This window comes from Skermanella sp. (assembly GCF_059503625.1).
This window is the reverse complement of the sequence record NZ_JCACHA010000727.1, coordinates 1-10,872: the sequence shown is the minus strand read 5'-3', so window position 1 is coordinate 10,872 and position 10,872 is coordinate 1. Positions and strand designations below refer to the sequence as shown.

General features: G+C 65.1%; 10 protein-coding genes and 1 pseudogene. 3 read left to right on the top strand and 8 right to left on the bottom strand.

Features of this window, described 5'->3' with window-relative positions:
- Both AC5JJ6_RS24640 and AC5JJ6_RS24635 read right to left on the bottom strand, forming a co-directional pair.
- Positions 1 to 466, bottom strand: a pseudogene (locus AC5JJ6_RS24640) (hypothetical protein); the annotation flags it as partial.
- Positions 467 to 691: 225 nt separating this feature from the next.
- Positions 692 to 1,114: a GlcG/HbpS family heme-binding protein gene (locus tag AC5JJ6_RS24635; protein ID WP_496044594.1), complete on the bottom strand. Its 423-nt coding sequence runs from the start codon at positions 1,112 to 1,114 to the stop codon at positions 692 to 694.
- A 210-nt stretch (positions 1,115 to 1,324) separates the two neighbouring features.
- On the opposite strand from AC5JJ6_RS24635, the gene putA reads away from it, so the two are divergent.
- Entirely contained in the window at positions 1,325 to 5,212 is a 3,888-nt protein-coding gene (gene putA, locus AC5JJ6_RS24630; RefSeq protein ID WP_496044593.1) for a trifunctional transcriptional regulator/proline dehydrogenase/L-glutamate gamma-semialdehyde dehydrogenase, read from the top strand.
- A 42-nt stretch (positions 5,213 to 5,254) separates the two neighbouring features.
- Here putA and AC5JJ6_RS24625 read toward each other — a convergent pair whose 3' ends face one another.
- Positions 5,255 to 5,983, bottom strand: coding sequence for a ThuA domain-containing protein (locus AC5JJ6_RS24625; protein ID WP_496044592.1), 729 nt, complete (start codon positions 5,981 to 5,983; stop codon positions 5,255 to 5,257).
- A gap of 112 nt (positions 5,984 to 6,095) precedes the next feature.
- On the opposite strand from AC5JJ6_RS24625, the gene AC5JJ6_RS24620 reads away from it, so the two are divergent.
- Entirely contained in the window at positions 6,096 to 6,353 is a 258-nt protein-coding gene (locus AC5JJ6_RS24620) for a hypothetical protein (protein WP_496044591.1), read from the top strand.
- A gap of 16 nt (positions 6,354 to 6,369) precedes the next feature.
- Here the strand turns inward: AC5JJ6_RS24620 and AC5JJ6_RS24615 are convergent, their stop codons facing one another.
- The 5 genes from AC5JJ6_RS24615 to AC5JJ6_RS24595 form a co-directional block, all read right to left on the bottom strand.
- The gene (locus AC5JJ6_RS24615; RefSeq protein ID WP_044427209.1) at positions 6,370 to 6,552 is read right to left on the bottom strand and encodes a hypothetical protein; all 183 of its coding nucleotides are present in this window, start codon (positions 6,550 to 6,552) and stop codon (positions 6,370 to 6,372) included.
- 269 nt (positions 6,553 to 6,821) lie between these two features.
- Positions 6,822 to 8,441, bottom strand: a complete 1,620-nt coding sequence (groL, locus tag AC5JJ6_RS24610) for a chaperonin GroEL (RefSeq protein ID WP_496044590.1) — start codon at positions 8,439 to 8,441, stop codon at positions 6,822 to 6,824.
- A gap of 38 nt (positions 8,442 to 8,479) precedes the next feature.
- Positions 8,480 to 8,779 (bottom strand): co-chaperone GroES, encoded by a 300-nt coding sequence (locus tag AC5JJ6_RS24605; RefSeq protein WP_496044589.1) that lies wholly within the window; start codon positions 8,777 to 8,779, stop codon positions 8,480 to 8,482.
- Positions 8,780 to 9,022: 243 nt separating this feature from the next.
- Positions 9,023 to 9,841: a cold-shock protein gene (locus tag AC5JJ6_RS24600; protein WP_496044588.1), complete on the bottom strand. Its 819-nt coding sequence runs from the start codon at positions 9,839 to 9,841 to the stop codon at positions 9,023 to 9,025.
- A gap of 150 nt (positions 9,842 to 9,991) precedes the next feature.
- Positions 9,992 to 10,429, bottom strand: coding sequence for a nucleoside deaminase (locus tag AC5JJ6_RS24595; protein ID WP_496044587.1), 438 nt, complete (start codon positions 10,427 to 10,429; stop codon positions 9,992 to 9,994).
- Between the two features lie 201 nt (positions 10,430 to 10,630).
- On the opposite strand from AC5JJ6_RS24595, the gene AC5JJ6_RS24590 reads away from it, so the two are divergent.
- Positions 10,631 to 10,840, top strand: a complete 210-nt coding sequence (locus AC5JJ6_RS24590; protein WP_496044586.1) for a dodecin — start codon at positions 10,631 to 10,633, stop codon at positions 10,838 to 10,840.
- Positions 10,841 to 10,872 lie beyond the last annotated feature (32 nt).

Sequence of the window (10,872 nt, the reverse complement as noted above, 5' to 3'; positions counted from 1 at the left end):
AGGTGCCGTTGAAGCCTGAGTTCTTCTCAAGCACGTTCAGCAGGATGCCGTTGATCTGCTTGCGCCGCGCTTCCTCCGGAGTGCCGGTCTCCGGATCGCGGGAAGCGATCAGTTCGAAGGTGTGCGCCATCGTCCGGGCGGCATCGAGTGCTACTTCAAGCTCGGCACGGATATAGCCGGCCTGGGTCGAAGCAACTGCCTGAAGGGCGTCCTTCGTCTTGTCGTTGACCAGGCGGCTGACGTTTTCGGTGACGAAGGCTTCGCTGCTGACCGCCGAAAAGACACCGTAGCCGACCAATATGGATGCCGATCCAAGCAGGCAGAACCCTGCCAGTGCTGCAATCTTAGTTTGAATGGATTTAATGCGCATGCTGCTTCTCTCTTTACTGAGCCGATGTCCGCTCACTGGCTCGGAGAATGCAATTTCGATCCAAGGGTCATAAAAGACCTTCAAATCATTGCACATACAACGTTATTCAAAAACGTTTAAAATTATATTAATTACCTTATGATGCTTTAGGAATATGGTGTTCGCCCTGGGGAGTTCACTGCCTTTCCAAGGTCATATTCTTGTTCGAAAGTCTCGTGTCGGTTTGCCGCAGCATATAGACAGATCTGTACAAAGATGACTGCCGCGCTTTTATTGTGAACTCTTATCGAGTTTGCACTTCAAGAGGGGGAAGATTGGGGCTTACGCCCCGCTCTCCTGTGCGCCGATCGCGGCCAGGGCCGCCTTCGCCACTTCGACGTCCTGGGCGCTGGTGCCGGAGCCGACGCCTATGGCGCCGACGCACACGCCTTCGATGAAGATCGGCAGGCCGCCTTCGGCATTGGTCAGCCGGCCGCCCGACGCGATCGCCAGCTTCATTTCCATCGCAGCCGGAATCCCGCCCGTCGGCATGCGGTGCGACGCGGCGGACAGAGCCTTGGACTTGGACGTCTCGATCGACAGGAACTTGGCGCCGTCCATCCGCACGAAGGCCAGCATGTTGCCGCCGTCGTCGACGATGGTGATGTTCTGAGGAACGCCGATCTCCTGCGCCTTGGCGATGGCGGCGTTCAGCGCCGTGAGAGCGCCTTCGTGGGTCAGCTTGAGACTCGGCTTGGTCGTCATGATGGTGTCAGCTCCTTGATGGTCATGAAGGGCCGCATACCACAGTGAAAAAGCATGCGGCAGTGCAAACACCGCAATGCACCCTGAAACAAAGGATAGCGCGCGTCGCAACCGCATCGCATAAGGGGTTGCGACAATGGATTGACAGGCGGTTGCGACTCACTGTACGTCTTGCCGACAATCCGCATCGAAACAGGTGGAGGTCAGGCGATGGCGAGCACGACTATCGGCGTTAAGATCGACGACGGACTGCGCGCCCGTCTCAAATCGGCCGCCGAGGCCATGGGCCGTTCGCCGCACTGGCTGATCAAGCAATCCATCCTGTCCGTCCTGGAGCGGATCGAACGGGGCGACGGCGTCGACGACCTGCTGGGCGATGCCCGCGCCGATGTCGGCCTGCTGGAGAGCGGCGGCACCGGCCAGCCGCCCGACGCGCCGTTCCAGCCTTTCCTGGAATTCGCCCAGAACGTCCAGCCGCAAAGCGTGCTGCGCGCCAAGATCACCAGCGCCTACCGTAGGCCGGAGCCGGAATGCCTGCCCCTGCTCCTGTCGGAGGCAACCCTTCCCGCCCCGGTCACCAAGGCCGCGACCGATCTTGCCCGCAAGCTGACCGAGGCTTTGCGCGGCAAATCCCGCTCCGGCGGGGTCGAGGGCCTGATCCACGAATACTCGCTGTCCAGCCAGGAAGGTGTCGCGCTGATGTGCCTCGCGGAAGCGCTGCTGCGCATCCCCGACCGCGCCACCCGCGACGCGCTGATCCGCGACAAGATCGGCGTCGGCGACTGGAGTTCCCATCTGGGCCACAGCCCGTCCCTGTTCGTCAATGCCGCCACCTGGGGCCTGGTCGTCACCGGCCGCCTGACCTCGACCACCAGCGAGGCGAACCTGTCCTCCGCTCTCACCCGCCTGATCGCGCGCGGCGGCGAGCCGGTGATCCGCAAGGGCGTCGATATCGCGATGCGGATGATGGGCGAACAGTTCGTCACCGGCCAGACCATCGCGGAAGCGCTGGCCAACAGCCGCCGGATGGAGGCCAAGGGCTTCCGCTACTCCTACGACATGCTGGGCGAGGCCGCCGTCACCGCCGCCGACGCCGACCGCTACTACCGCGAATACGAGCAGGCGATCCACGCCATCGGCCGCGCCGCCGACCGGCGCGGGATCTACGAAGGCCCCGGCATCTCGGTCAAGCTGTCGGCGCTGCACCCCCGCTACTCGCGCGCCCAGCAGGAGCGCGCGATGACCGAACTGCTCCCCCGCCTCAAGGCCCTGGCCGTCCTCGCCCGCACCTACGACATCGGTCTCAACATCGACGCGGAGGAAGCCTATCGGCTGGAACTCTCGCTCGACCTGCTGGAGCAGCTCTGCTTCGATCCCGATCTGGCGGGATGGAACGGCATCGGCTTCGTCGTGCAGGCCTATCAGAAACGCGCACCCTTCGTACTCGACTACATCATCGATCTCGGCCGCCGCAGCGGACACCGGCTGATGATCCGGCTGGTCAAGGGCGCCTATTGGGACAGCGAGATCAAGCGCGCCCAGGTCGAGGGCCTGGAAGGCTTCCCCGTCTTCACCCGCAAGGTCCACACCGACGTCTCCTACATCGCCTGCGCCCGCAAGCTGCTGGCGGCCCCCGACGCCGTCTTCCCGCAGTTCGCGACCCACAACGCCTATACGCTGTCGGTCATCCACGCGATGGCGGGCGGCAACTATCATGCCGGCCAGTACGAGTTCCAGTGCCTGCACGGCATGGGCGAGCCGCTGTACGAGGAAGTCGTCGGCAAGGGCAAGCTGAACCGGCCGTGCCGGATCTACGCCCCCGTCGGCACCCACGAGACCCTGCTGGCCTACCTTGTCCGCCGCCTGCTGGAGAACGGCGCCAATACCTCCTTCGTCAACCAGATCGCCGACCCCAACGTGCCCGTAGACAAGCTGATCGCCGACCCGGTCGCCGTCGCGAAGACGATCGAGCCGGTCGGAGCGCCGCACCCGAAGATCGCCCTGCCCCGCGACCTGTTCAACGGCGAGCGGGAGAACTCCGCAGGTCTCGACCTGACCAACGAACAGCGTCTGGCCTCCCTCTCCGCTGCCCTGCTCGCGAGTGCCGAGACCCGCTATCAGGCGGTGCCGCTGCTGGCCGACGGTTCCCGGACCGGCGAGGCGCGCGCGGTCGTGAACCCTGCCGACCACCGCGACACCGTCGGTTCCGTGACCGACGCCTCGCCCGAACAGATCGACGCCGCTCTGGCCTTCGCCGCGACATCCGGAGCCGTCTGGGCCGCCACGCCGCCGGACCAGCGCGCCGCCTGCCTGCTGCGGGCCGCCGACCTGATGGAAGCGCGCATGTCGTCCCTGCTCGGCCTGATCGTGCGGGAAGCCGGCAAATCGCTGTCCAACGCCATCGCCGAAGTGCGCGAGGCGGTTGATTTCCTGCGGTACTACGCGACCCAGGTCCGCAGCGACTTCAACAACGACACCCATCGCCCGCTCGGTCCCGTCGTCTGCATCAGCCCGTGGAACTTCCCGCTGGCGATCTTCACCGGGCAGGTCGCCGCGGCCCTGGCCGCCGGCAACCCCGTGCTCGCCAAGCCTGCCGAGGAAACCCCGCTGATCGCGGCGCAGGCCGTCGATATCCTGCTCGAAGCCGGCATCCCGCCCGCCGCCCTGCAACTCCTCCCCGGAGCGGGCGAGACCGGCGCCAGGCTGGTGGCGTCGCCCCACACCCAGGTGGTGATGTTCACCGGCTCGACCGACGTCGCCCGCCTGATCCAGCGCCAGCTGGCCGACCGCCTCAACCCGCAGGGCCAGCCGATCCCGCTGATCGCGGAAACCGGCGGCCAGAACGCGCTGATCGTGGACTCCTCCGCCTTGCCGGAGCAGGTCGTCGGCGATGTGCTGATGTCGGCCTTCGACAGCGCCGGCCAGCGCTGCTCGGCGCTTCGCCTGCTCTGCGTGCAGGACGACGTGGCCGACCGCGTCTTCACGATGCTGGACGGGGCGCTGGCGGAATTGGTCACGGGGTCTCCAGACCACCTGTCCACCGATGTCGGCCCGGTGATATCCGCTGAGGCGCGGGACCGTATCCGCGACCACGTCGAGGCGATGAGGGCCAAGGGATTCGAAGTCAGGGAACTGCCGCTGCCGCCCGGCACGAAGCACGGCACCTTCGTCGCCCCGACGGTGATCGAGATCGGCAAGGTCTCCGATCTGACGCAGGAAGTCTTCGGTCCCGTCCTCCACATCCTGCGCTACCGGCGCAACAAGCTGGAAAGCCTGATAGACGGCATCAACGCGACCGGCTACGGCCTGACCTTCGGCGTCCACAGCCGGATCGACGAAACCATCGCCCGCGTCAGCGAGCGCATCGGCGCCGGCAACATCTACGTCAACCGCAACCTGATCGGCGCCGTCGTCGGCGTGCAGCCCTTCGGCGGCCACGGCCTGTCGGGAACCGGACCGAAAGCCGGCGGGCCGCTGTACCTGTCGCGCCTGCTCTCCGTTTCTCCGCCGGTGCCGCCGGCGCTGCGCCCGGCGCCGGAGAAGCGCCCGGCGGCGGCCGAGGCTTTCGCCGAGTGGCTGGACTCTCGCGGCCTTGCCCGCGAAGCGGAGCGCTGCCGCGCCTATATCGAGCGCTCCCCCGCCGGAACGGTCGCAGCATTGCCCGGTCCGGTCGGAGAGCGTAACCTTTACCGGGTCCACGCACGCGGCACCGTCCTGTGCCTGGCCCAGACCGAAACGGGCCTGCTGCTCCAGGTCGGAGCGGCGCTGGCGACCGGCAACAAGGCGCTGTTCCCAGCGGGCAGCGCCCTGGCCGGCCTGCCGAAGCCGCTGCAAGGCCATATCCAGACGACACCGGACTGGACCACCGGACCCGGCTTCCAGTCCGTCCTGTTCGAGGGCGACAGCGATGCCCTGCGCGACCTGAACCGGCAGCTGGCCGCCCGTCCCGGCCCGATCGTCGCCGCCCAGGGCATCAACCGCGACGCCCTGGCCTCCGGCGCGCAGGACTACGCGCTGGTCCCGCTGGTCGAGGAACAGTCCGTCAGCACCGACACGGCGGCTGCCGGAGGCAACGCCAGCCTGATGTCGATCGGGTAGGCGCTATACTGGAGCCGGAGAGTTCCGGCTCCGGCTCCGGTATCAATCCAGTATTTCCAGCGGCGTGCTGCGGCCGAACCGGAGCGGGGCGACGTCCCGTGGGGCGGCCCAGCGCACCGCGTTGGCGATGACGCGCTGGACGTTGGCGTCGTGGTAGGTCGGATAGGTCTCGTGACCGGGGCGGAAATAGAAGATCCGGCCGAGGCCGCGCGTGTAGCAGCAGCCGCTGCGGAAGACTTCGCCGCCCTGGAACCAGCTTACGAAGACCAGTTCGTCCGGCGCCGGGATGTCGAAAGGCTCGCCGTACATTTCTTCCGGCTTCAGGTCGAAGTGTTCCGGCAGTCCCTCGGCGATCGGATGGCCGCGGGCGATGGTCCAGATCCGCTCCCGCTCGCCGGCGACCCGGTGCTTCAGGTTGCAGGTCGTCCCCATCAGGCGGTTGAATATCTTCGAGAAATGCGAGGAATGCAGGGGGATCAGACCCATCCCGGCCCATACCCGCGCCTGGACCCTGTCGACGACGGCGTCGTCCACCTGACGGTGCAGACGGTGGCCCCACCAGAGAAGGACGTCGGTCCCGGCAAGGACATCCTCGGTCAGTCCATGCTCCGGCTGGTCCTGAGTGGCGGTGCGGACCGTAAATCCGCCGGCGCGCAGGGGAGCCGCCAGGGCTTCGTGGATGCCGTCGGGATATATCGCCTGCACGTCGGCCTGGGTGCGTTCGTGCAGGTTCTCGTTCCAGACAGTTACGCGAATGGGGTTAACGCTCATGTATTCCCTCCACATCTGCGCAGTCCCGGCAAGCGGAACCAAACAACCGGCTGGCGGTTGCACGTCCGACCGAACCAATTACCAGAAATATAGCGGATCAGGAGATCGCACGATGGGGCTGTTCAGGCACCGTCCGAAGCCCGTCGGCCATTTGCGCAAGGACGCAAGGACGCCGAACGGAACGATCTGGACGTGCTTCGCCACGCCGGAAGAGGAAGAGGCGCTGGAAGAACCGGAAATACTGGATCAGGACCGCCTGCTGAATGCCGGTGACGTCGTCAACGTCAAACCCTGCAAGAGCCGCCGGCGCTTCAGCGTGCGGGTCAGGAACCGTCAGGACAGCATCGTATCGATCTCGAGGATTCGCTGACCGGCGCGAAGATGGCCTAGCCGGCGTCCGCCTCGACCGCGTCGACGAGTTTCCGGACATCGGCGATCGTCCGGTCGTAGTCGGCCTTGGCCGCCTTGGACGGGGTCGAGTCCTGAAATTCCTTCAGTTTGTCGATGTAGTCCTTGAGCGCCGCGGCGACATGCCCGCGCAGCTCGCCTTCGACATGCACGGTGGCCATGGCGGCCTTACCCGACGGCGATGAGAAGCAGCACGATCGAGGTGACGATCGATACCAGGACGATGGTGTGGTGGGTATTGCTTTCCATGGGCTTGCTGCTCCAGCTTTGAGGTGAAAGGTCCTGTAAGATTACAGGTTGCTGGAGTCAAGCTTCGGCTGCAAGGGTTTGTTCCGGCGAAACAAAGCGTTTTCGGGATAAGGTTCGGGAACAAGGGCCGGCCTCCCGATGGCGGGAGGCCGGCCCAGCCCGTAAGTCTTGCCGGTAGGCCTTAGTAGTCTTCGCCGCCCCGTGAGGCGGAGGAGTTGGTGTCCTGCTTGTCCACGACCAGCGCCTCGGTCGTGATCATCAGGCCGGCGATGGAGGCCGCATCCTGAAGGGCGATGCGGACGACCTTGGTCGGATCGATGATGCCGGCCTTCAGCAGGTCCGTGAACTCGCCCTTCTGGGCATCGTAGCCGTAGTCGATGCTTTCGGAGTCGAGCAGCTTGCCCACGACGACCGAACCGTCGGCTCCGGAGTTCTCGGCGATCTGCCAGACCGGAGCGCGGAGCGCCCGACGGACGATGTCGATGCCGACCCGTTCGTCGGCGTTGACCGGCACGATGGCGTCGATGGCGCGGGTGGCGTAGAGCAGCGTGACGCCGCCGCCGGGGACGACGCCTTCCTGGATCGCGGCGCGGGTCGCGTGCACGGCGTCGTCGACGCGGTCCTTGCGCTCCTTGACCTCGACCTCGGTTGCGCCGCCGACGCGGATGATGGCGACTCCGCCAGTCATCTTGGCCAGCCGTTCCTGAAGCTTCTCCGTCTCGTAGTCGGAGGTCGCTTCCTCGATCTGAGCCTTGATGCGCGCGACCCGGCCGGCAATGGCCTCCGCGTCGCCGGCGCCGTCGACGATCGTGGTGTTCTCCTTGCTGATGATGACCTTGCGGGCCGAGCCGAGAGAGTCCAGCGTGACCGTTTCCAGCTTGATGCCGAGATCTTCGGCGATCACCTGGCCGTTGGTCAGGATCGCGATGTCCTCGAGGATGGCCTTGCGCCGCTCGCCGAAGCCGGGAGCCTTGACCGCCGCGACCTTAAGGCCGCCGCGCAGCTTGTTGACGACCAGGGTCGCCAATGCCTCGCCCTCGATATCCTCGGCGACGATCAGCAGCGGACGGCCGCTCTGCACCACGGCTTCGAGCAGCGGCAGGATCGTCTGGAGACCGGACAGCTTCTTCTCGTGCAGCAGGATGTACGGGTTCTCGAGTTCGACGACCATCTTCTCGGCATTGGTCACGAAGTAGGCCGAGAGGTAGCCGCGGTCGAACTGGAGGCCTTCAACCACGTCGAGTTCGGTCTCCAGGCTCTTCGCCTCTTCGACCGTGATGACGCCGTCGTTACCGACCTTGGCGACGGCCCGGGCGATGATGTCGCCGATCAGGGTGTCGCCGTTGGCAGAGATGGTGCCGACCTGAGCGATCTCCTCGTTGGTCGAGATCTTCTTGGAGCGGGCGTTGATGTTCTCGATCACGGCCGCGACGGCACGGTCGATGCCGCGCTTCAGGTCGAGCGGGTTGAGGCCGGCGGCGACCGCCTTGGAGCCTTCCCGGACGATGGCCTGGGCCAGCACGGTGGCCGTGGTGGTGCCGTCGCCGGCGAGGTCGTTGGTCTTGGTCGCGACCTGGCGCAGCAGCTGCGCGCCCAGGTTCTCGAACCGGTCGGACAGCTCGATCTCCTTGGCGACGGTGACGCCGTCCTTGGTGATCCGGGGAGCGCCGTAGCCCTTGTCGATCAGGACGTTGCGGCCCTTGGGGCCGAGCGTCACCTTGACGGAATTGGCGAGGATGTCGACGCCGCGCAGGAACTTGTCGCGCGCGTCGGTCGAGAACTTGACGTCTTTGGCAGCCATGTCTTGAATCCTTGAAGTATAACTGATCGAAAAACGACTTAGGCGGCGGCTGTTTCGAGCACGCCGATGATGTCGGATTCCTTCATGACCAGGAAATCGGCGCCGTCGATCTTGATCTCGCTGCCCGACCACTTGCCGAAGATCACGCGGTCGCCGGCCTTGACGTCGGGTGCGTGGAGGTGGCCCTGGGCGTCGCGGACACCCGGACCGACGGCGATCACCTCGCCCTCCTGCGGCTTTTCCTTGGCCGTGTCGGGAATGATGATTCCGCCCTTGGTCTTGGCTTCCTGCTCGATGCGGCGGACGACGACGCGGTCGTGCAAAGGTCTGAACGACATGAATGGCTCCTTTGAAAATCGCTGTGCGGTCAATCGTTTCAGGGAGCGCCTGTTAGCGCTCAAACCGGACGAGTGCTAACGCCAAGCTTTAGGCCACTTTTTTATAAACTTCCAGTTAATAAACCAAGCCGCTTGAAGATGTCATTATGCGGACATGGAAAAGGGTGCGGACCGGAGGCCCGCACCCTTTCCCGAGATCTACCCGTCGGCAGACGAGTCTGCCATGGCAGACGAGCGGAAAGCTTACAGCGCTTCGATGCTGACGGCTTCCAGACCCTTCTGGCCCTGCTGGACCTTCATGCGGACGCGCTGGTTCTCGGCCAGCGGACCGGTGCCCGAACGCTCGACCGCGGTGACGTGGACGAAAACGTCCTTGCCGCCGTTGTCCGGTGTGACGAAGCCGAAGCCCTTGGTGGTGTTGAACCACTTGACGGTGCCTTCGACCTCTTCCGAGGGGCCGGCACTGGCGCCACGGTCGTAGCCGCCACCGCCGCCGTAGCCGCGGTCGCTGCCACCGCCGTAACCGCCGCCGCCACCACCGTAGCCGCCGCGATCGTTGCCGTAGCCGCGGTCGTTGCCGCCGCCGTAACCGCCGCCGCCGTAGCCACGGTCGTTACCGCCGCCGTAGCCGCCGCGGTCGTTGCCGTAACCGCCGCGATCGTTGCCGCCGCCGTAGCCACCGCGGTCGTTGCCGCCGCCGTAGCCGCCGCGGTCGTTGCCATAGGGGCTGCGGGGAGCCGCACCGGCACGCGGGGCGGGACGAGCCGCGTCATCGCGACGCGGACGGGGGGAAGCGGTCGAGACATCCACATCGTAGATTCGGCTGACCTGATTACCCTTCTGGCTCTGGACCAGATCGACGACGACGGTCGTGCCTTCCGGCAGACGGTCGTGCCCGACCGCCGTCACGGCGGAAGCGGGCAGGAAAGCGTCGGGTGAACCATCTTCAGGTGCTACAAAACCGAAACCCTTGTTCGGGTCGAACCACTTGACTGTCGCCTTGATCTTTTCGGCGACGGGAGTTTGCTGCTGGAAGGAGTGACGCGGGGCGTTGAAGCGCATGGGAAAGCCGATCCGTGGAGTCTCGATGAACACGTCTTGTCAACAAGACACGTCAAGGTGGCCATGGTCGCCCATGTCCCAAGGGTCTGCCGTCGCTTCCCCACCCGTGTCATGCCCCGCAGCAAAACGCGCCTACAACCAAAATTACATTTACAAGCGCCGCCTACGGAAAAACTCCTTCAGCAGCTCCGCCGCCCGACGCTCCTCCAGCCCTCCATAGATTTCGGGAGCGTGGTGGCAAGTCGCCTGGTGGAAGAAGCGGGGCCCATGTTCGACCCCGCCGCCTTTTACATCATAGGCCCCAAAGTACACTCTGCGCAACCGAGCAAAACTGATTGCCGCAGCACACATTCCGCATGGCTCCAAAGTCACGTATAAGTCACAGTCCGGCAGCCTCGGTTCCCCCCGTCCGGCACAGGCCTCGCGAATCGCCAGGACCTCCGCGTGGGCGGTCGGATCGGCCAGTTCCTCGGTGCGGTTTCCAGCCGCAGCAAGGACCTTTCCGGTAGCGGAATCCACGATGACGGCGCCCACGGGAACCTCGCCGCGTCCGGCGGCGGCTTCCGCCTGCGCCAGGGCCAGTTCCATGGGTGGCGTCGCCGCCCCGGTCTTCAACATTTCGCCTCCAAGATGACGGCATGGTTGTGCTGCGCCCGGAAGAACGTCAAGCAGCGGATGCCAACTTGTCGCACCCGCAAGCGCATGATTGCAAGACCGGCTTCCGCACCATCATGCTTGGTTCCCCAACCATCCCTTGGCCAACCATCCCTCGAACGGAGCATTCCTTCCATGAGCGATCACACTTACCAGAAGATCGAGATCGTCGGCTCCTCCCCCACCAGCATCGAGGACGCGATCCAGGGCGCCGTCGCGCGGGCGGCGAAGATGCAGGGCAACATGAACTGGTTCGAGGTCGTCGAGACGCGCAGCCATATCTCAAACGGCAAGGTGGCGCATTACCAGGTGGTGCTGAAGGTCGGGTTCCGCCTGGAAGACTGATCGGGAAGATTTGAACTCCTGAAACTTCGTCC

Excerpts from the sequence above, each read along its gene's own strand:
- AC5JJ6_RS24605 (WP_496044589.1), bottom strand. The coding sequence starts at position 8,779 with ATGTCGTTCAGACCTTTGCACGACCGCGTCGTCGTCCGCCGCATCGAG.
- AC5JJ6_RS24620 (WP_496044591.1), top strand. The coding sequence starts at position 6,096 with ATGGGGCTGTTCAGGCACCGTCCGAAGCCCGTCGGCCATTTGCGCAAG.
- AC5JJ6_RS24595 (WP_496044587.1), bottom strand. The coding sequence starts at position 10,429 with ATGGAACTGGCCCTGGCGCAGGCGGAAGCCGCCGCCGGACGCGGCGAG.
- groL (WP_496044590.1), bottom strand. The coding sequence starts at position 8,441 with ATGGCTGCCAAAGACGTCAAGTTCTCGACCGACGCGCGCGACAAGTTC.
- putA (WP_496044593.1), top strand. The coding sequence starts at position 1,325 with ATGGCGAGCACGACTATCGGCGTTAAGATCGACGACGGACTGCGCGCC.
- AC5JJ6_RS24600 (WP_496044588.1), bottom strand. The coding sequence starts at position 9,841 with ATGCGCTTCAACGCCCCGCGTCACTCCTTCCAGCAGCAAACTCCCGTC.
- AC5JJ6_RS24635 (WP_496044594.1), bottom strand. The coding sequence starts at position 1,114 with ATGACGACCAAGCCGAGTCTCAAGCTGACCCACGAAGGCGCTCTCACG.
- AC5JJ6_RS24590 (WP_496044586.1), top strand. The coding sequence starts at position 10,631 with ATGAGCGATCACACTTACCAGAAGATCGAGATCGTCGGCTCCTCCCCC.
- AC5JJ6_RS24615 (WP_044427209.1), bottom strand. The coding sequence starts at position 6,552 with ATGGCCACCGTGCATGTCGAAGGCGAGCTGCGCGGGCATGTCGCCGCG.
- AC5JJ6_RS24625 (WP_496044592.1), bottom strand. The coding sequence starts at position 5,983 with ATGAGCGTTAACCCCATTCGCGTAACTGTCTGGAACGAGAACCTGCAC.